Source organism: Flavobacterium sp. MDT1-60 (assembly GCF_014844035.1).
GTDB lineage: Bacteria > Bacteroidota > Bacteroidia > Flavobacteriales > Flavobacteriaceae > Flavobacterium.
Map to the genome: position 1 here is coordinate 3,753,145 of NZ_CP062159.1, position 20,679 is coordinate 3,773,823.

13 protein-coding genes are annotated in these 20,679 nt (G+C 35.9%); 3 read left to right on the forward strand and 10 right to left on the reverse strand.

Annotation, left to right across the window (positions count from 1 at the left end; all coding sequences use genetic code 11):
• Positions 1 to 9: 9 nt before the first annotated feature.
• The 3 genes from IHE43_RS15685 to IHE43_RS15695 all read right to left on the reverse strand — a co-directional run bounded on the left by IHE43_RS15685 (position 10) and on the right by IHE43_RS15695 (position 6,551).
• Complete coding sequence (locus IHE43_RS15685; RefSeq protein WP_192184767.1) at positions 10 to 3,018, reverse strand: TonB-dependent receptor; 3,009 nt, start codon at positions 3,016 to 3,018, stop codon at positions 10 to 12.
• Between the two features lie 257 nt (positions 3,019 to 3,275).
• Positions 3,276 to 5,435, reverse strand: coding sequence for an alpha-N-acetylglucosaminidase (locus IHE43_RS15690; protein ID WP_225585145.1), 2,160 nt, complete (start codon positions 5,433 to 5,435; stop codon positions 3,276 to 3,278).
• 444 nt (positions 5,436 to 5,879) lie between these two features.
• A complete protein-coding gene (locus IHE43_RS15695; protein WP_192184769.1) occupies positions 5,880 to 6,551 on the reverse strand; it encodes a TetR/AcrR family transcriptional regulator in 672 nt (223 codons plus the stop codon).
• A gap of 147 nt (positions 6,552 to 6,698) precedes the next feature.
• Between IHE43_RS15695 and IHE43_RS15700 the strand changes: the two genes are divergently transcribed.
• Positions 6,699 to 7,592, forward strand: coding sequence for a bestrophin family protein (locus IHE43_RS15700; protein ID WP_192184770.1), 894 nt, complete (start codon positions 6,699 to 6,701; stop codon positions 7,590 to 7,592).
• 19 nt (positions 7,593 to 7,611) lie between these two features.
• Positions 7,612 to 8,238 carry a carbonic anhydrase family protein gene (locus tag IHE43_RS15705; RefSeq protein WP_192184771.1) on the forward strand — a complete coding sequence of 209 codons (627 nt, stop codon included), beginning with the start codon at positions 7,612 to 7,614 and terminating at the stop codon, positions 8,236 to 8,238.
• 222 nt (positions 8,239 to 8,460) lie between these two features.
• Here IHE43_RS15705 and IHE43_RS15710 read toward each other — a convergent pair whose 3' ends face one another.
• From IHE43_RS15710 to IHE43_RS15740, 7 genes are all read right to left on the reverse strand, one after another.
• Positions 8,461 to 9,489, reverse strand: coding sequence for a rod shape-determining protein (locus IHE43_RS15710; protein ID WP_192184772.1), 1,029 nt, complete (start codon positions 9,487 to 9,489; stop codon positions 8,461 to 8,463).
• A gap of 273 nt (positions 9,490 to 9,762) precedes the next feature.
• Entirely contained in the window at positions 9,763 to 10,665 is a 903-nt protein-coding gene (locus IHE43_RS15715; protein WP_192184773.1) for a glycerophosphodiester phosphodiesterase family protein, read from the reverse strand.
• A gap of 11 nt (positions 10,666 to 10,676) precedes the next feature.
• Positions 10,677 to 12,251 carry a calcineurin-like phosphoesterase family protein gene (locus tag IHE43_RS15720; protein WP_192184774.1) on the reverse strand — a complete coding sequence of 525 codons (1,575 nt, stop codon included), beginning with the start codon at positions 12,249 to 12,251 and terminating at the stop codon, positions 10,677 to 10,679.
• A 10-nt stretch (positions 12,252 to 12,261) separates the two neighbouring features.
• Positions 12,262 to 13,695, reverse strand: coding sequence for a SusD/RagB family nutrient-binding outer membrane lipoprotein (locus tag IHE43_RS15725; protein WP_192184775.1), 1,434 nt, complete (start codon positions 13,693 to 13,695; stop codon positions 12,262 to 12,264).
• Positions 13,696 to 13,702: 7 nt separating this feature from the next.
• A complete protein-coding gene (locus IHE43_RS15730) occupies positions 13,703 to 17,101 on the reverse strand; it encodes a SusC/RagA family TonB-linked outer membrane protein (protein WP_225585147.1) in 3,399 nt (1,132 codons plus the stop codon).
• A gap of 120 nt (positions 17,102 to 17,221) precedes the next feature.
• Positions 17,222 to 18,163 carry a FecR family protein gene (locus IHE43_RS15735; RefSeq protein WP_192184777.1) on the reverse strand — a complete coding sequence of 314 codons (942 nt, stop codon included), beginning with the start codon at positions 18,161 to 18,163 and terminating at the stop codon, positions 17,222 to 17,224.
• An 89-nt stretch (positions 18,164 to 18,252) separates the two neighbouring features.
• On the reverse strand, positions 18,253 to 18,840 hold the full coding sequence (locus tag IHE43_RS15740; protein WP_192184778.1) for an RNA polymerase sigma factor: 588 nt from the start codon (positions 18,838 to 18,840) through the stop codon (positions 18,253 to 18,255).
• 420 nt (positions 18,841 to 19,260) lie between these two features.
• On the opposite strand from IHE43_RS15740, the gene gndA reads away from it, so the two are divergent.
• Positions 19,261 to 20,670 (forward strand): NADP-dependent phosphogluconate dehydrogenase, encoded by a 1,410-nt coding sequence (gene gndA / locus IHE43_RS15745; protein ID WP_192184779.1) that lies wholly within the window; start codon positions 19,261 to 19,263, stop codon positions 20,668 to 20,670.
• Positions 20,671 to 20,679 lie beyond the last annotated feature (9 nt).

The window sequence follows — 20,679 nt, forward strand, 5'->3', positions numbered from 1 at the left end:
AATTTAATTTTAGAATACCACGTTTACACCAAACAAGAATGTTCTGGTTTTAGGATAGAAGTTATTGGAGTCTACACCAGGTGCTGTTCCGCCTTGTTCTACTTCCGGATCAATTCCTGAATAATTAGTGATTACAAACAGATTATTCATTGTTTCGTAGATACGTACTTTTTTAATGTACCTGCCCACTTTACCAAAATCATAACCTAAAGTAAGGTTGTCCAATCTAAGATAACTTCCATCTTCTATAAAACGCGTCGAGTACTTATAAGCATTCAAATCGTTTGGTGATTCATCTGCCGCATCGACAAGAATATTTGAGGTCATTGCCGTAGCTGGCCTGAACAAATCTGCACGGGTAGCGTTGAAAATTTTATTTCCAAATACACCTCTGAAAAAGATATTTAAATCAAATTTCTTATAAGTGAAATTATTATCCCATCCTAACATAAACTTAGGCTGTGCACTTCCTGCATAATGGTAATCTGTACCAATTGCCGGCGTAGTAGTTAAACTTCCGTCTTTTGCAACATACTGAGAAACACCACTTGCATTTTTTCCTGCATATTTAAGTGTAAAAAACTGTCCAAGAGGTTTTCCTTCTTTAAAAATTTGCAATGTACTTCCTGTTTGTCCTCCACCATCAGGCTGAACTCTTCTAATTGAATCTCCGCCAATAAATAATGGATTTCTTAATTTAGTGATTTCATTCTTGTTGTGCGAACCGTTTATATTGGTTGTCCAGCTGAAATTTTTCGTTCTGATTGCATTTATGTTCAAAGATGCTTCAATACCTTTGTTCGACATATTACCTCCATTGGCTACAATTGTTCCCACTGGTACAAGTACCGGATTTACAGCATAATTGAAAATCATATCAGTTGTTTTCTTGTCATACACATCCACAGAAGCAGATACTTTTCCTTTTAATATTGTAAAATCAATTCCAATATTAGCTGTAGAAGTTTTTTCCCATTTCAAATCAGGATTTGCGGCCTGATTTGGTCCGTAAGCTCCAATTTGTTGTCCGTTATAATAGAATGTTCCCAAACTTCCTGAAATAAATTGAGCCGTGTAAGCATTAAATCCTGAAGAGTTACCGGTTTGCCCGTAACTTGCACGAAATTTCAAATCATCAAAAATCTTTTGGCCTTGCATGAAACCTTCTTTGTCAATTCTCCATGCTCCACCTACTGAAGGGAAATAACCCCATTGATTGTTTGTTCCAAATACAGAACCTCCATCTCTTCTGATGGTTCCCTGCAAAAGGTACTTGTCTTTGTAATTGTAGTTTAAACGTGCAAATTCAGAGATCAGACGTTTTTTCTGATAAGCTCTGCTGTCTCCAAAATTGACAACATACCCATTAACAGATGTATAGTTGCTTAAAGCAAGGTTATTATAACTCACATTATCTACAGGGAAATTTGTTGCTGTAGCCTGGAATCCATCACCTAAAACATCTTCCTGCCATGAATAACCAACAACTGCCTTGATTTTATGATCACCAAAAGTTCTGTCCCAGTTTAAAAAGCTCTCTACAATAGTATTGGTATTTTGATAAGAGTTTCTTAATGCTGATCCGTTTACACCAAAATTCACTAATGTTTTTGTCAGAGGTGGATCTGGGTTGTTGTAGAAAGTGGCACTATTGTATTTTTGATAATAGCTGTCATAAAACTCACCATGTAATGTATTTAATTGCTGATACGATACATTTAAGTTATAAGAGAATCCATAAGGAAGTTTTAATTCGGCAGTAATACTTCCAACAAAATTATTTGTTTTTGTATCATCGTCTCCGTGCTCAATTAAGGCTACAGGATTAAAGTAACTTGTCTGAATGAAATTTTCGAAAAAAGATCCATCCGGATTTCTTACAGGAGAAACCGGAAGGTGACTCACTGATTGTAAAAGTACAGTATTACGTTGTGGTACATTTGCATATTTACTGTTAGAGTTGGTTACATTCAACCCAATTTTCAATTTATCGTCAAAAGCAAATTGCTCAACGGCCAAGTGTGCAATTATTCTTGAAAAATCACTGCCCATTAAAACACCTTCTTTGTTCAGGGCAGATATACTTGCAAAATAATTGCCATGTTCGCCACCACCACTCATTGAAAGGTTATGACTGCTTGATGCTGCTCCGCCTCTAAGAATTTCTTTTTGCCAGTCTGTATCTGCTCCTTTATCATTTTCAGGAGTAAAGCTTAAATTGTTTTTGGTTGTAAATTCTCTCAGCTGGCTTGCATTCATCATATCAAGTTGGTTTGAAACATTCTCAAATCCAAAATAATTACTGTAGCTAATCTGGGTTTTGTCTTTACTTCCTCTTTTTGTAGTTACCATAATAACTCCATTTGCAGCACGGTTACCATAAATAGCAGTTGCCGCGGCATCTTTCAAAACATCAATCGTAACAATATCCTCAGGAGCAATAATAGAAATATCAACACCCGGAATACCATCTACAACATAAAACGGTCCCTGAGAACTATTTAATGTAGACGCCCCACGTAAAACTACCGACGAACCTTTAGTAGGGTCACCACTGGTAGAAACATTTAAACCTGCAACTTTACCTTGCAGCAATTGTCCCACATCAGCAATAACTCCATTATTTAATTGTTCAGCCTTTACAGAAGTAACAGCAGTGGTCAGGTTTTTACGAGATCCTTTTCCGTAACCTACTACGACAACCTGCTCTAAATTCGTAGAACTAGAAGCCAGTTTAATAGTATAATTGGTTTTAACGCCATCCAGTTTAAGACGCTGGTCATCAAATCCCATAAAAGAAATGATCAGGGTAGCGTTTTTGTTTGAAACATTTATTTTGAATTTTCCATCAAAATCTGTCACGATATTATTCGAAGTCCCACTTTCGAGCACATTGGCTGCAGGTAACGGCATACTCTTATCATCTACAATGACACCTGTAATTTCAGTTTTTTGTGCCCAGGAATTAATTGAGAGACCTAGAAAAAAGGCTAGTAATAAAAGCTTAAGTTTTTCCATATTGTTTTTAGTTAAATTGGTTAAATAGTCTAGCGAAAATAGTATTAATGAATTGTTAAGAAATGGACAGGTTATTCACAAACATGGATTTTTTTAATAAACTCAATGAGAATAAGGCCTTCAGAATTTTATTTTATTTTATTTATGAATTAAAAATCAATATATCCTGACAAAATAAAAGGAGGGTAAATTCAAACTATAAATTTACCCTCCCCTTATTTCCTTCATTGAGCTATACATTAATGCCCGTAAGCCATTTAGTTTCTATCGCACCAATTTATTTCCCATTGTTTTATTAATTCATTTTCATTTGATTCTGCAAATGGTGTTTTATTCACTTTTGCTGTTTTTAATGCCTGAAGAAACATTTTCCATCTTGGCCAATAAAAACCTTTATACATTCCTCGCCAGGATCTGGACGCATAATCATTCAGATGGCCTTCTCCGCCCCAAAGCGTGATCAGCGTTTTTGCATTTTTTACATATAATTTTGATTCTTCAGGAGTACTTCCATAATCTGAAGCAGATTTTATCCAGTAATTCAAATCATTCAAAGCTTCTCCGGAAAGCATCTTATCTATATCCAAAGCAGTTTTTTCTATTTCTTTAAATAATGCATCGCCTTTTTTTATGTCATTTATTTCATATGCTTTCACGCATTCTATTAATAGATCATCGATGCAAAGCGAATAATAATGTCTTGAAGTCTCTAATACATCATAATGGTAAAGATTTTTTTTATCGAAATTTTTACTTTCCTTTTTGAAAATATCCAAAGCTTCTTTTAAGACAACTTTATCTCCGGGATTTCCTTTAAATTCTGTAATTTTTAAAGTTGGTCTCTTAAAAAACAAATATGCTCCGGCCTTGTCTTCCCACCAGCGCGTTTCCCAATATCTGGTACTGTAAACCGACTTAATTAATAATTGCCAGGCCTGAAAAACAGGATCAGCAGTATTTCCTCCGTATCGGGCATTAAGATATTTTTTTAGCCAGTCATTTACAGATTCCTCTCCTTGTGTCCACGGAAGATCATAAAGATATTCGTAAACGATCGAATTATTGTTTAAACCTTCCGGCATTACACCATAACCTATAAGATTCCCTTTATTCGGGTTCTTTAATAAACCGGTAAGTTCATTTTTATAAAAATTCAAATCTCCATAAACAGGATTAGAGCCTCCATAATTATGTACATAACCATACGTCCATTGTTTTCCGTAAAAAGCTTCCTGATTTTCCCAAACTTTATATCGATCATTGGCATAATCCTGAATGATCATTCTGTCATTAGGCACTTTACTAAGAAAAGCACTTGTAGCTTCTTTGGTCCAAAACTCTTTATTGTCCCCAAAAAGCCATCCCTGCATCACCCATGTTGCTCCAGGTGCAGCTTCGTTAATGGTTTCAAATATTGTTTTTCCATAATCTGAAAGTTCTTCATATTTATGTTCTTCAGATACAGGCGGTGTTATTTCATTAAAAGAATCGGCTAAATAAAAATCCGACTTGCCATATAATTTAATGTAGATTTCTATAAATCGTTTTCCTATCTCTTTAAATAATGGATCTTTGGAGTCTAATAAATACGTACTTTCAAAACCGCCTCCGGACCAGGATTTTAATTCACTTATTTTAGATTCCGGATGTTTCGCTGCAAATGCTTTTGGCACATAACCACTAAAAGCGGGCACTACCGAATACATATCCAATGCTTTCATTCTTTGTATGATATTTTTCTGAACCGCTTCTTTTTTATTAATCCAGCCCTGGGGCAGTGGACCTTCGAGACTGTTTATATTTCCCATTCTTTGCCAGGGCAAAAATGCAGGTCCTGCAAAATGTGCTTCTAACTCACTGTTAGTTAAGCCGTATTCTTTCCATAATAACTGCCAAACTGCTTCTTGTCCTTCCATTGCAGTAGGCAGATTTATACCGTGAAGCGCCATCCAGTCTATTTCTTGTTCCCAACGCTTCCAATCCCACCAAGGGGTTGTATATCCGAACGTACAGGCATTTAGATATTTTCTGTATTTAAAAGGTGTAGATTGTCTTTTTGAATATTTTGGCCATGTCTTAGGCAAATCGATTCTGTTTCCTTCCCAACTAACTGAAACGGCTCCAATATCTCTAAGAAAGGTATAAGCTGCATAACAAATTGAAGAATTCGATGTTGCGGTAATTTTTACTCTGTTTCCGATTGTTTCTATTTCAAACGAATCCGAATTGTTTTGATCTTTGTTTTCAATAATAAGTAAATCAAACTCTTTTGCCCGATCGCCAATCAGTCTCTCTAATACAGCCATGGAGCTTTTTGTATTTTCTTCATTTTTACTATACCCGTGCGGCACAACAAAAAATAACAGCACAAAAAAAACAATATTAGCTTTTAGGGAATTAGATCTTTTATTTTTCATACTTCCTCTTTTCATATATTTTATACTTATTAATTATACACTTTACCGTTTGCCGTTCGGTTTATACAAACAAAAAAATAGGGAGACTATCAGAAATGAATCTCCCCTTTAAAAACAAACCAAACAAAATTTCTCTTATTGTCTAAAATTAATCTATCATTCCTACAGCTTTAGTCTTTAAATTATCATTCACTAAAATGTTGGCGTGCGATAGATTTCTATAGAATTATTTATGATGAAAGATTTCATCTATGAAATAAATTAACTTTTTAATTGAGGGATAAAATTATCAGTAATGAAGATGCAGGAGATGGACTAATCAGTCAAAAATATAGACATATCTCACAAGAGGCAATTTTGTTTGCTTTTAGAGTATTTCACATTTGAGATGCAGCCTTGGGTAAGTATATTTTGATCATAAGAATGAAATGCTACTGTCATTAGCTAATCCAAAACTTTAAATAAAAAATCTTTAATAAATTGACTGGTAAATTCCGAGTTTACCTGTGAGGAGACGTCGGTAAGTTTTGGTAAATTGACACTAAAATATTGCTGTTGATGAGAAGTCTCAATCAAAGTAGTGCTTAACGATCTTGGATATTTATATCGTGAATTATATTCTGAGATAACTTCTGCTATCTTTCCGCATAAGTCTTTGTAGGGTTTGAATACCTCATCTTTATTGATTTCTGCAACTTCTTTGACCAAATATACTTTACTGCTTTCTGCAATAACAATTTGATTGAGCAGCTTTTTGTTGTAGTCAAATTGACTGGTACTTTCCGGGAATTCGTGAGTAAGTAAGCCGACAATTATATTTAGCCTTTCTTTTTTATCAATTATGTTTTCTAATTTAAAGGTCACTAAAAATTCCATATAAGACCAATACCAGTTTAAAATATAGAGCAGAAGACGGTGCTTATTCTCAAAATACCTGTAAATAGTAGCCTCGGTACTGTTTATTTCTATGGCCAGTTTCTTAAAGGTAAATTGTTCAAAACCAAGATCATAAATCAGGTCAATAGATTTTTTCACCATTAATTTACCTAATTCACTGCTTTCAGGATTTCGCAGGAATATCTTTTCGTTTATATCAAATTTTACTTGAAATTCCATATTCATTATCGTTTCAGCAAATATAAGAAACATTTATAATTTAATAGTAACTGTATCTTTAAAAATATTTAACAACTATTTATAATAGTATTACTATTATTGAACATAGTTTTTATTATTTTTGTGTACCAATTCAAATATAGATATATGCTGATCAATACTAAAATCCCGGTTTCCTATCTTTTTAATAAGGTAAAACATGAAATTTTATATGTATTAATTATTGGCACTTTAGTTCATTATCTTACTACTCAATTTGAAAATATTATTCCGGTAATGCCCATTACAGTGCCTGCATTTATTGGAACAGCCATTTCTGTTATTCTTTCATTTAAACTCAGTCAGTCCTACGATCGTTGGTGGGAAGCCCGAAAAATATGGGGAAGCATTGTAAATGACAGCCGAAGTTTTGTACTGCAGCTACAGTCTTTTGTAGCCAAAGAAAATCAAAATGAAATTAGAGAAATTGCTTTTAGGCATATTGCATGGTGCTATAGTCTGGGACAGAGCCTTCGCGGCCTTGACGCGATTGAGAATTTAGAGAATTTTATCTCTGATAAAGACATAGAAGAAATAGCAAAACAAAGCAATAAACCTCTGGCATTATTACAGTTAAATACCCTTCAAATATTAGAATTGAAAGAAAAAAAATCGATGAGCATCTTCTCACAAATTCAATTAAATAATACCTTAGTCAATTTTTCAAATGCTATGGGAATGGCTGAGCGTATTAAAAACACTATTTTTCCTGTAACTTATCGCATATTTCTGCACTTTTTTATCTACATCTTTATTGTCACGCTTTCTATTGCACTGCGGGATATAAAAAGTTATTTTGAAATTCCCCTGCTTTTGACTATCTCAACAATGTTTTTTCTTTTGGAAAGATCAGCTACCCATATGCAGGATCCTTTTAGAAATCGCCCCACTGATACTCCTATGACAGCAATAGCAAGAACAATTGAAATCAATATTAAAGAGTTATTAAAAGAATCGGAAATACCTAAACCGCTACAGCCGGAAAAATTTTATTTATCATAAACATTAAAACCAATCACAAATGAAAACGTTAACGAAAGAAATGCAGGCCGCTATAACTCCTTCCAAAGCTTTAGAGCTTTTAAAGGAAGGAAACCAGAGATTTGTAAGCAACCTGAAAATAAACCGTAATCTTTTACAGCAGGCCAATGAAACTTCAGATGGGCAGCATCCTTTTGCTGTAATTCTTAGCTGTATAGACAGCCGAACATCTGCCGAATTAATTTTTGACCAGGGACTTGGTGATATTTTCAGTGTGCGTATTGCCGGAAATATTATCAATGAGGATATTTTAGGCAGTATGGAATTTGGCTGTAAAGTGGCAGGGTCAAAAATTATTGTAGTACTGGGCCATACAAAATGCGGCGCTGTAAAAGGTGCCTGCGATCACGTTGAAATGGGTAATCTGACAGCGTTGCTGACAAAAATAAGACCAGCAGTTGATGATGAGAACGAGACTAAAGAAAACCGCAATTCAGGTAATGCTGCTTTTGTAGAGAATGTTTCAATCATTAATGTTAAACGTACCGTTAAATCAATAATGGAACGCAGTCCTATCTTAAAAGAAATGATTGAAAAGGGTGAAATTGGAATTGTTGGGGGATCACACGATATTACTACAGGTGAAGTAACATTTTTTCCGTATTAATTTCGAATCGTAAATAAGAGTAGCGGTATTTTTCTACATTAGAAATTAACAGTGCCAAAAAAGTACCTTCTTTTATATACACTATAAATTGAAAAATTTCAGATAATAGAGAGATAAAAACAGGAAGCCGCAGTAATTGTGACTTCCTGTTTTTTATTAATGTTTTCCTTCTAGTGACCATTTATTTACAGGCTGACTTTAAAATCAACTGATAAAAGGAAACTATGTTATCAATACTGTTCTATATTTAGCTATATTTTTTAAAACAATACCAGTCCCCCTTACGACAGCTCGTAACGGATCTTCTGCAATATAAACCGGAAGATCTGTTTTTGTTGATATTCTTTTATCAAGACCACGCAGCATTGCTCCCCCACCTGCCAGATACAAACCTGTATTGTAAATATCTGCAGCCAGTTCTGGTGGTGTTAAGGAAAGCGTTACCATGATCGCGTCTTCAATTCTTAATATTGATTTATCTAAAGCCTTTGCAATCTCTCTGGAGGTAATTCGGATCTCTTTAGGTTTTCCGGTAAGCAAATCCCTTCCACGAACCAGTAAATCATTAGGCGGAAACTCCAGTTCCTCCATGGCAGCACCTACATCTATTTTTATCTGCTCAGCCGTGGCTTCACCAATATATAAATTATGATGCGTTCTCATAAAATACAAGATGTCATTGGTAAAAACATCTCCGGCAATTTTGATAGATTTGTCACAAATTATTCCTCCCAGGGCAATAACCGCAATTTCTGTGGTTCCACCCCCAATATCAACAATGATATGCCCTTGTGGTTGCATCACATCTAAACCAATTCCAATTGCAGCAGCCATAGGCTCATGAACTAAAAATACTTCTTTTCCATTTACTCTTTCACAGGATTCTTTTACCGCTCTCATTTCTACTTCAGTAATACCACTTGGAATGCATACTACCATTCGGAGTGCAGGCGTAAAAAAACTCTTCTTTAACTCAGGTATGTTTTTTATAAACCAGCTAATCATTTTCTCTGATGCATCAAAATCTGCAATTACCCCGTCTTTAAGAGGGCGGATAGTTTTAATATTCTCGTGTGTCTTTCCTTGCATTAAACTCGCTTCTTTACCTACGGCAATAATTTTCCCATTTCTAATATCCCTTGCCACAATAGATGGACTATCCACAACAATTTTTCCGTCGTAGATTATTAAAGTATTAGCTGTTCCTAAATCCATAGCTATTTCCACTGTCATAAAATCAAATAACCCCATAATATAGTTTTGTTTATATAACCAACGCTTTTGTTGCTATTTTATTCTCTGTAAAGATGATTTTCCACTGCAACTTATAAATGTTTAACTTGGATTTTAGATAAATCTTTGATAGTTAAAATAAATTTCTGGTTAAAATAAATCCTTCATATTTATAATAATAAACAAAATCAAAAAGCCTTCACAATTGTGAAGGCTTTTTCCAAAAAAAAAAATAAACAAACTGAAACACAAATTCAAAGCGATCCTAAACACAAGAACGCTCTAAAATCTTTATAATTTTTTTAATACTTTTTCAGGATAGTCTGTAATAATTCCATCAACCTGTAGTGCTAGCATTCTTTCAATAGCTGCATCTTCATTGACTGTCCATGGTATAATTTTCATCTTCAGGGCTCGAAGTGCATCCATCTGATTTTTGTCCAGCAATTTATAATTCGGACTATAAATCTCCGGCATGAAATCAAGCTTTGCCAGGTTTTCTGTCAAAGTGCCTTCACCAACAAGAAAAGCAATGGTTGGTTTAGGGTATTTTTTATGAAAAACATTTAAAAGCACCGGATCAAAAGACTGGATATTCATCTTTTTTTCAATTCCTTTATCCGTAATTATTTTCATCACCATTGCAGAAAACACTTCTGGCTCTGGCTGTCTTTTACCGTAATCTGCTTTTTCTGACTTGATTTCGATATTGTAACTGACCGGTTTTAGCTTGTTTACTTTGATGTAATGCTCCACACTATCGATTACCTCCGAAAGCAATGGTTTATACGTTTTCATTTTTTGCTGAGTTGGAAAACCAGCATTTCCTCTGGAACCGCTGTCAAATCGTTTAATGCTGTCATAAGTCATTTCGAAAAGATTATAGCTGCGTTCTTTTTCTTTCGCTATAGGGTTTCCATCAGGATCTGACATATACTGAGCTGACATAAAAGTCTCATGCGAAACCACCACCTTTTGATCTTTGGAAATCACAACATCAAGCTCAATAACAGCTGCACCTTTTTTTACTGCGCTCAGAAATGCCGGGATGGTATTCTCAGGAAAATTACCACGGTCACCACGGTGTCCCTGCACCTCAACAACATGTTTTTGTGGGGTCTTACTTTTGGTTGCACAGTGACAAGCCGTCAGCAATACAGTAAAGAGAAATAGGGCCTTTATTGTTCTTATCATTTGATTCTGAATTATTTTACTTTGTCAATTCGGTAATTACTGCTGGACGTATGGATTTTACCAAACATATCGGTAGCTTTTATTTCAATGGTATGTTCCCCCAAAGCAAGATCTGACGGAATATTTCCTCTCCATACATGCGTGCTTTTTTCAGGATCTGATGAGCGTCTTCCTGGCATCAGTACTTCTGAAAGCTCCCACTCATAAACCAGTGCTACATAAGACGGGTCTTCTGCCTGCACATACTCCATTTCTTTCCATTCTCCCTGATCCACACGGTACACTACTTTATCTTTTTTGCTTCCCATGAAAAAATTCACAAACACGCCCGATTTGGTACGCTTACCTTTTGCAACCACCTTTGGCGTAAAAACCTTCATTTGATAATCCTGCGGTTTACCTGCTGTTTTGTAATCAACTGTATATTGGTTTCCTGCAAAATGAATAAAAGCATAGCCTTTTGGAGTTCCGTCTCTCATAACTGAAATTGGAATTCCTTTCTCATCCAATTTTCCTGAATACCAGTCTCCCGAAGTTGTTCCGATATTATAATGATGATGTGGTTTCTCCTGCAACCATCCATCTTTCTGATCAAAAAAATCCTGACGCTGCATATGGGTATGCGCTGAAAGAGATAATGTGTTTGGGAAATCCTTCAGCAATTCAAATAACTTTTGACGGTCACTGTCCCTAAAAGAGTCATCCTTAACATCCGGCTCACTTAGTGGAATATGAAAAGCCATCACAATCAAATTATCTTTGGGTACTGTTTTAAGATCATTTTCAATGAATTGCATTTGTTCCGGAGTAAACCCTCCCCAATATCCTTCATTATCCCTTGGATCCGGATATAATACATCATCCAGGATGATAAAATGGACTTTGCCATAATTGAAAGCATAATTCGCTGGTCCAAAATGAGCTTCATAGGTTTCATCAGCCAGATTATCTGCTTTGGCATCAAAATTTAAATCGTGGTTTCCCAAAAGGTTGTACCATGGAATCCCAATTTTCTTTACTGCCTGGATATAAGGATTGAATAAACTAAGATCATTCCCTACCAAATCACCCATGCTTAAACCAAAAGGAATATTCTTGATGCCTTCAACCTCTGAAACAATTCCTCTGGTAAAAAAATCAACTTCTTCAAGATTGTAAGGCTGCGGATCTCCAAAAATAAGTGCTGTAAAATCAGCTGTTTCTTTTTGTGGAAGCAATCCAAAATCAACTGACTCAGGAAGCTTTCCGGTTGGCAGTACACCGTCGAATTTACTTTTAGGAGAACCTTCTGGTTTAAAATTGTAAAAAAACTGTGGAAGATTATCTTTGTTAACCAAAATCTTATAACCTGATGGTTTAATTACAGCAATAATGGCGTTGTTTTCCACAGGAAGTATATAGTTTCCTTTTTTGTCTGTAACCACTACTTCCCGTCCATTGGTTACTGCAACATTTGCAATACCTTTTTCTTTTTTGTCTTTTTTTCCGTTTTGATTTAAATCTTCAAATACGTTTCCTTTGACAGTCGTCTGTGCTGTCAAAACACTACAAACTAGTAATGCACCTAATATAATTGTCTTTTTCATTTTTTATCTTTTATTTGTCCCACCAAACTTTAGAATTGATATTGTCTCCTTCAATCATCTGAATGGCTTCCATATAGTTTTCTGTGTTTTTGATCTGCTGATTGTCCGGATAAGTAAATCTTGAAGGCATAATTCCTCCATTAAGCATAGCGGTTGTTTTTGGCAAAACCGGAAACCCTGTTCTGCGGTACTCAAACCATTGCTGATAATCGGTAAAATACAACGCGTAATATTTTTGAAGCATGATTCTCTCTAATGTACCATTATACTGCGCCTGTATATTATCAAAATAATTGGCAGGAGCTACGGCTTTCACCTGCTCAATAGCCGACTTCACACCTTTTACATAGTGTCCGGCAGCATCGGCAACATAACCTCGCTGAGCCATTTCTGCCTTGATAAATTCCACTTCAGCATAAGTCAAAATAAATATCTGCATAGGGTTCTGCGCCTGGACATTCACCAATGTAGAAGCATTGTACTTAAACTGTGAATCCGAACCCGCATAGGCGCTTGTAATTCCTTTATAACCAAGAGGCGCATTGGTCACAAGTGCTGTAGCTCCTGTTGCAATTATGGGTCTTCTCGGATCTTCAAGAGCATTAAGGTTATCAATAAAAAACGAAGCCATTTTTATATTAAGGTTAAAATCCTGAGGTCTTCCCCACGGAGACATATTAGGAGAAACACCTGTTACTTTTAAAATCGCCCCTTCTGCCGTAGTGGTAAAAACCGGATATATTTCAGGATGCTCTATCATATAGGTCAGCTTTTCAAAAGCTTTTGTTTCAGTACGGTTTGAAACTCTTAATAATAATCGCATTCTTAGCGAATTGGTAAACTTTTTCCAGCTGGCCACTTTATTCTGAAATAAAATATCCTCCGCATAAATCATAGGTTTGCTGACGTCATAAAGGGTATTGGCTCTCTCAAGATCTGCCAGCAACGTTTCATAAATAAATTCCTGCTTATCATATCTTGGATATAGAATTCCTTCTTCTCCACGCGTAGCTTCACTCATAGGAACTGGTCCGAAAAGATCCGTTAAATTGGCATAAACCAAAGCATTAAGCGTAAGCGCTATTGCCTCATAGTTACCATCTTTGGCTTTTACCGAGGCCATACGCATCTCTCTGATGTTATTAAGCCATTTGTAATAATTGTTCCATGCTGAATTTCCAATATTATTACTGACGTCATAACGATGAAGTCCGCCGGTAATACTTGGATATGTTAGTGAAACCTGCATTAAATTGAAAGTAACATCAACACTCTGCAGGGCATTTTGAGAAGCAATCCCATAAATTATAGGATTCAACAGTGTACCGGGACTTACCTCGGTTATAAGATTAGGATTTTCATTAAGCTCTTCAAAACCTTGTGTACAGGAAATACTCATTCCGGTAAGCAATACTAATATTGCTGCAATTTTTATTTTTTTCATTGTCTTATTATAAAGTCAAACTTAAATTAAAACCATAAGTCGTCGGTGAAGGCATCTGTCCAGTTTCTACACCGGGAAGAATAGTGTCACCATTTAATGCTGCAGTTTCAGGATCGTAGATTGGGAAATCTGAAATAACAGCCAAATCTCTTGCAAAAACGGAAAATTGAACCGACTGCAGGCCTGTATTTTTAATCCATCTTTTTGGCATTGCATACTGAAGACTGATTTCACGTAGTTTTGCATAAGAAGCATCAAATGAATTAGATTCAATATTGGCTCTTCTGTAATAACGAACATACCAGTCGGCCGTAGCCACTTTCTTTGTGTTTGGCGCATAGCTGCCGTCAGCATTCTGAATTACTCCGTCTCCAATGATAAAACCGTCGGCTCTGCCCATTTCAGTAGAATTCAATTTACCCTGCTCTGCAAGTTTGTGGTGTGTCATGGAATAAAGCATACCGCCATACTGCCCGTCAATAGTTACATTCATTGTAAAATTGCCAATCGTAAAAGTATTAGTCAAACCCGCCTTCCAATCCGGACTCGCATCTCCGATATATTGTATTTGCTCAGGATAAGCCGGAAGACCTGCATTGTCGTATACAATCTGCCCGTCACGTGATCTCACAAATCCAAAACCATAAATTGCACTTGTTGTACCTCCTACTTTTGCAATGATAGAAGCCGTTCCGCCTGTACCGATAATCTGCTGTCCGTCGATTCCTTCAGCAAGTTCTATTACCTTATTCCAATTGCGTGACCAGTTTAGGGTTGCATTCCATTTGAAATTTTTATGATCTATGAATTTTCCTCCAAGCGTAAGTTCAATACCGCGATTCCTAACTTCACCTCCGTTTAACACAGCACCGCTATACCCCGTTGAAAAATCCATCGGAATATCAATAATCTGATTTTTTGTACTACTCTCGTAAACGGTTGCATCAGCTGTCAGCCTATTATGAAGCATTCTAATTTCAAAACCAGTTTCAAAACTGGTAGTAATCTCTGGTTTAAAATGATCGTTATATAAAACCGTTAAGGTCTGGGCCGAACTCGGAAAAGCACTTTGTCCATAATATTTTTGCGTTTTATATGGTTCTGTATCATTCCCAACCTGTGCATAGGAGAACCTATATTTTAAAAAATCAATCGCTTTTGGTAAAGCAGCCATTTCTGAAATGATTAAACTTGTATTTACAGACGGATAAAAGAAGGAATTGTTTTTTACCGGCAATGTACTAGTCCAGTCATTTCTTCCCGTTACATCTACAAAAAGCATTTCGCCATAAGACAAAGAAACCAATCCATAAAGACTATTCATCTTTTTATACGCATCTCCTAAAGTTAAAATCGGTGCGCTTGATCCATTTGAAAGTTTATAAACTCCAGGAACAACCAAACCTGTTACCTCTGCTTCAGTACGCCTGTATTTATAACTCATGGCATTTCCTCCGGCTGAAGCTGCCAGAGCGAATTTGCTTCCGAAATTCTTTTTATAAGAAAGTAAAAAATCCGTATTGATTTCCTGTTTGTATACATCCTGTCTTTCATAAAAACCTTTTGCATATCTGTTGATACTGTAAGGCCTTTTTTGTTCTCTGGTCTGATTGTAAGTATTAAGAGCCGAACGAACCATTAAATCCAGATTCGATGATAATTTGATATTGGCGAAAATATTCCCAACAATCTGGTCACTGTTTAGGGTATTGGTAGCTTCATAAGCAATCAGGTACGGATTGTCTATAAAAGAACTAAAGGGATGCAACTGCTGAATCTGTTCTTTTCCTTTCTCCCAAATAGGACGATACCAGTCCAAATCTATATTGGGTTGTTGGAAAATCATGAAATAAGCAATAGAACCGTTATTATAACCTGTTGAAGGAAGGTTATCACTGTTTCGGGTATTGTAGTTTACCGTAGTTCCTAACTTGATTTTATCAGATACCTGATAATTGGCGTTGATGGCAGCTGTTACCCTGTCAAAACCAGTATTTGGCATGATCCATTCGTTTTTCTGGCGACCTAATGAAAGACGCATAGAACCTTTATCGTCACCACCTTGTATCGAAATGTTATTATTTAAGGTTATCCCGGTGTTCCAGAAATCTTTGCGGTTATCTCTATAAGAAGTCCACGGAACCCTGTTTGCTGACTGTCCCTGAAGTGTTGGATCATATTGATAGAAATTCTGTCCGGTAAAAGCAGGTCCCCAGGCGCTGCTGGTTCCACTAGTACTTGTTCCGTCGGCAGAATTGCCATAAGAATAATACTGATTACCCTGAGCATCAGGTGAATTCCCTGTTCCTTGTCCATATTTGTATTGATAGTCAGGCCATCTCTGGATTTTATCAAAAGCGGCGCTTGTACTGTACGAAATACCAAGTCCTTTGTTTTTCTTGCCTGATTTTGTAGTAAGAATCAATGCCCCATTTGCAGCGCGGCTACCATAAAGTGCGGTTGCACCGGCACCTTTTAATACGGTAACACTTTCAATATCATCAAGGTTAAGATCCGAGATTCCGTTACCGTAATCAATTGGAGAGTCTTCCCCCATATAGGCGCTTGTCGAACCGGAGGTTGTCATCTCAGCATTCACCGGTACTCCGTCTACTACAATAAGCGCATAATTTCCTTTAGGACTCAACGATCTGTTTCCTCTCAGTGTAATTTGCTGTGAATTTATAGGGCCTGAACCTGCTGAAGTAATACTCAAACCGGCAACTTTTCCTTTTAAGGCAGACGACCAGTTATTAGATCTGGCCTGAGATAAGCTTTCTGACTTTATGGTCTGTTGTGAAAACCCAAGTCGTTTCTCTTCTCTTTTAATCCCTAAAGCCGTTACAACAACCTCATTTAGTTCACTTGTGCTTACTTTCATGGTAATTGTAAGGAACGAATTGCTTGCTGCAACATCCTGTGAAAGATAACCCAGATAAGAAACGGTAAGAACTGCTGAAGAATTTGACACTGCAAAACTGAAATTTCCTTCCATGTCCGTCAATGTACTGGTATGAGTTCCTTTTTCAAGAACTGTAACGCCTGGCATTGGAAAACCGCTTTCATCCAGCACTTTCCCATGTACAGTCATCTGTGCGTGCCCGTTTTTGGTTACTATAATAGTATTATTAATCTTTTTGAAAGAAAGTCCGGTTCTTTCTGAGATTTTTAAAAGAATGTTATCAAGACTTTCTTTTTCAGCGAAAATGGTGATGCGCTGAGAAGTTCCCGATACTTTTTCATCAAAAACAAAAGTGAATGCTGTTTTTTGTTCAATCACTTTAAAAAATTCTGTGATTGTGGCATCCTTCAGATTTAAGCTGATTTGACTTTCTTTTGTTGAATTTGTCATGGCAAATCCCTGAAGAGTCAAAAAGAATGTTATTAGTATATAAAGATTTTTCATCTTCATATACTTATTGAAAAAAAATTGTAGTTTCGTGTTCATTACTATTGGGCTATAAATTTTTATTTGTAGTCTTTTTTTTAATGCCCGTTTCCGTTGCACCGGAGGCGGGTTTATTGTTTAATCTTTAGGCGTCTTTCTTCTTATAACAATATGGTTTTGGGTTAGGTAAATTATTTTTAACTGTTTCAAAAAGGCAATACTTTCAAGCACATTCTCTAATTTTTCATCTTTGAACTTCCCTGAAATGGTAAATTTTTTGATTTCCTGATCTTCAAATGTGATGTCCACATTGTACCAGTTTTCAATAATTTTTGCAGTTTCAGAAAGGGATGTATTTTTAAGAATAATGGTGTTGCTGGTCCAGGCGATTCCTTCTGAACTGTCATCTGTTGAAATATGAAAATCAGCATTACGTTTCAGATCTGCTTGTTGGTTTTTGACAATAACTACTTTCTTTCCTGAGGCAGAGCTGATTTCAACCCTTCCGGTAAGAACACTTACTTTGGTAGATCTGTGTTTATAGGAGTTGATGTCAAATGAGGTGCCTAGTACTCTTACCTTAACATCATGAGTTTGTACAATAAAAGGTCTTTTTACATCCCGAAATACTTTAAAATAAGCTTCTCCACTTAGTTTGATATTACGGGTTTCCCCGAATTCTTCCGGGTACGTAATACTACTGTTGGAGTTCAGTACAACCACACTACCATCTTCTAGCAAAACTTCTTTTTTTTCTCCTTTATGAGCAATCTGAATTATTTCCTTTGGGGTCAGGACAAATTTTACAACGGAAAAAGAAACTGCAAATGCAACAATTAAAATCGCTGCGATTTTTAGAACCTTTTTAAATCTGAAATTTCCAGGTTGTTTTTTGGTTTGTAATTCGTGGAATATTTTTCCTAAGATAATATCGCCCTTTGCGTCAGGGAATTGATGCAGACTAATTGTTGAACCATCCTGCATTTTGTCGAAAAAGGCTTCAACTGCCATTTTTTCTTCGGGTGTGCAAGTACCGTCTGTGTATTTTTTTGCCAGTAGCAAAAGGGTTTCTTTTTTCAAAATGAGTGCTTTTATAGATAAGTCACCAATTTTGATTCAGACAAGTAGTCGAAAAAGCAGTCTTAACGTTTTCTTAAAACAGTACTTTATTAGTTAACATAAAGAAACGCTGCCCAGTAAAAAAGTAGTGTATTATAATGATGTCCATTAAGGCGCAACTGTTTTAAAGCATTGCTGATATGCTTTTCAACGGTATGGATAGAAAGGCTTAATTTTTCTGCAATTTCAGCATTCGAAAAGTGTTCGATACGGCTTAGTAAAAAAACCTCACGGCACTTAGGGGTTAATTGACTGATCTGATTCATAATACCTTTTTCGAATTCAATATATTCGATATTATCAACGGTATTGTTTGGCTCCGGAATAGTCTCCAGTACTTCAAGATGCTCACGGTCAAATTTTAAGCTTCTGATATGATTGGCAATCTTATATTTTACAGCCCTGAAAAGATAGGCTTCCAGATTAAGAATAACTGTATTTGCTGAATTTTTCCAAAGACTGATAAAGATTTCCTGAACGATATCCTCACAAATTTCTTCTTCTTTATAAATCTTAAAAGCATACGTATACAATTTCTTCCAGTATCGGTCGAAAATAATTGCAAACGCGTCATGATTTTCCTGAAAAATCAATTTCTGGAGCTCTTCGTCAGACATTTGCAAAAGATAGTTTTTCATAATAGCTTTAAAACAACAAATGAAAACCAACACACAAAAAATACCTAAAAAGCTGATTTATCTTTATGTTAAATTAATACACTATTGCGACAGAAATAAGCTACAGCAAAAGTTAAGGTAGTTTTTTCTTTCAATTAGTCTGCTTCCTTATTTCAGATAGTCATTTAATTCGTAAAAAATTATTGAGGCCGCTAAATGTAATTTTTACACATAAAAAAAGTAACATAATAGGCCTTAAAGTGGGCTAATAATCACTAAATGTTTAATCATTTTTCTCTAACTTAGCGCAGTAGATCTTAAAATTTAAGATTAAGACAAACTTTGTTTTTTCTGCAAAGAACTGAACCAAAAATAATTACTTTTTATTTTCATACTTTTTTCAGAAAAACATTATATAATAATTTTAGTTAATTGAAAACTATGAGCAAATTTGATTTTGGAATTGTAGGATTAGGTGTAATGGGTCGTAATTTACTTTTGAATATAGCGAGCCACAATTTTGCAGCAGCAGGTTTAGATTTAGATGCCGAAAAAGTTAATTCTCTTCAACAAGAAGCCGGTCCTAATGATACCATTGAAGCAACAACAGATGTTAAACATTTTGTAGAACTTATTCAACAACCAAGAGCTATTATGTTACTGGTTCCTGCAGGAAAGCCTGTTGACAGCGCAATAGCGAGTTTACTTCCTCATTTAGAAAAGGGAGATATTATCATTGATGGCGGAAATACTTATTTCACCGATACAGACAGAAGATTTTTAGAATTATCTGCTAAAGGAATTCATTTCTTTGGAATGGGAATTTCCGGTGGTGAAAAAGGTGCTCGATTTGGTCCTGCTATGATGCCGGGTGGAGATCAGAAAGCATACGAAAGACTTCGACCTATTTTTGAAGCCATCGCCGCAAAAGTTGATGGAGAGCCTTGTGTAGAATATTTAGGAAACGGATCTGCCGGTAACTATGTAAAAATGGTTCACAACGGAATCGAATACGGAATCATGCAACTAATATCTGAGATTTATGACTTAATGAAAAGAGGTTATAATCTGGATGAAGATACGATTCAGAAAACTTTTGAAGAATGGAACCAAACCAACGATCTTAAATCCTATTTGATCGAAATTACCGGAAACATTCTAAAACAAAAAGATGAAGACGGAAGCAGACTGATCAATAAAATTTCGGATTGGGCAAAATCTAAAGGAACAGGGAAATGGACTTCTCAAAACGCAATGGATTTGCAAGTACCAGTTCCAACGATCGATGCCGCAGTTGTGATGCGCGATATGTCTAAAACGAAACCGGAAAGAATCGAAGCTGCAAAAAAATTAGTTTGGAACAGTACCGAAACTGCTGTAAATACAAGCGAAGCAGTTGCTGCTTTAAAATCAGCTTTATACTTTTCTATTGTTGTAACCTATGCACAAGGATTAGCACAGCTCCATGCTGCTTCTAAAGAATATAATTACGGATTAAATCTGGAAACTGTTGCTAAAATATGGCGCGGTGGCTGTATTATTCGTGCCAACATTTTAGAAGATTTCAGAAAAGCATATGTTACAAAAACAGATCTGCCAAATTTACTTTTAGATGCTGGAATCGCTTCAAAATTAACGGAAAACCAGACAGGAATGAGAGCAGTTATTCAATTTGCTGTTCAAAAAGGATTACCTGTAGCCGGACTAATGAATTCATTAGCTTATTTTGATGCCTACAGATCTGAAAATCTACCAACAAACCTAATTCAGGCACAACGTGATTATTTTGGAGCTCACACTTACGAAAGAATCGATACTACAGGTGTTTTTCACACACAATGGTCTGAATAAGGAACCTTA

Coding starts and splice junctions, on each gene's coding strand:
- IHE43_RS15695 (WP_192184769.1), bottom strand. CDS start 6,551: ATGGAATTTCAAGTAAAATTTGATATAAACGAAAAGATATTCCTGCGA.
- gndA (WP_192184779.1), top strand. CDS start 19,261: ATGAGCAAATTTGATTTTGGAATTGTAGGATTAGGTGTAATGGGTCGT.
- IHE43_RS15715 (WP_192184773.1), bottom strand. CDS start 10,665: ATGATAAGAACAATAAAGGCCCTATTTCTCTTTACTGTATTGCTGACG.
- IHE43_RS15740 (WP_192184778.1), bottom strand. CDS start 18,840: ATGAAAAACTATCTTTTGCAAATGTCTGACGAAGAGCTCCAGAAATTG.
- IHE43_RS15720 (WP_192184774.1), bottom strand. CDS start 12,251: ATGAAAAAGACAATTATATTAGGTGCATTACTAGTTTGTAGTGTTTTG.
- IHE43_RS15690 (WP_225585145.1), bottom strand. CDS start 5,435: ATGAAAAATAAAAGATCTAATTCCCTAAAAGCTAATATTGTTTTTTTT.
- IHE43_RS15710 (WP_192184772.1), bottom strand. CDS start 9,489: ATGGGGTTATTTGATTTTATGACAGTGGAAATAGCTATGGATTTAGGA.
- IHE43_RS15705 (WP_192184771.1), top strand. CDS start 7,612: ATGAAAACGTTAACGAAAGAAATGCAGGCCGCTATAACTCCTTCCAAA.
- IHE43_RS15700 (WP_192184770.1), top strand. CDS start 6,699: ATGCTGATCAATACTAAAATCCCGGTTTCCTATCTTTTTAATAAGGTA.
- IHE43_RS15725 (WP_192184775.1), bottom strand. CDS start 13,695: ATGAAAAAAATAAAAATTGCAGCAATATTAGTATTGCTTACCGGAATG.
- IHE43_RS15730 (WP_225585147.1), bottom strand. CDS start 17,101: ATGAAAAATCTTTATATACTAATAACATTCTTTTTGACTCTTCAGGGA.
- IHE43_RS15685 (WP_192184767.1), bottom strand. CDS start 3,018: ATGGAAAAACTTAAGCTTTTATTACTAGCCTTTTTTCTAGGTCTCTCA.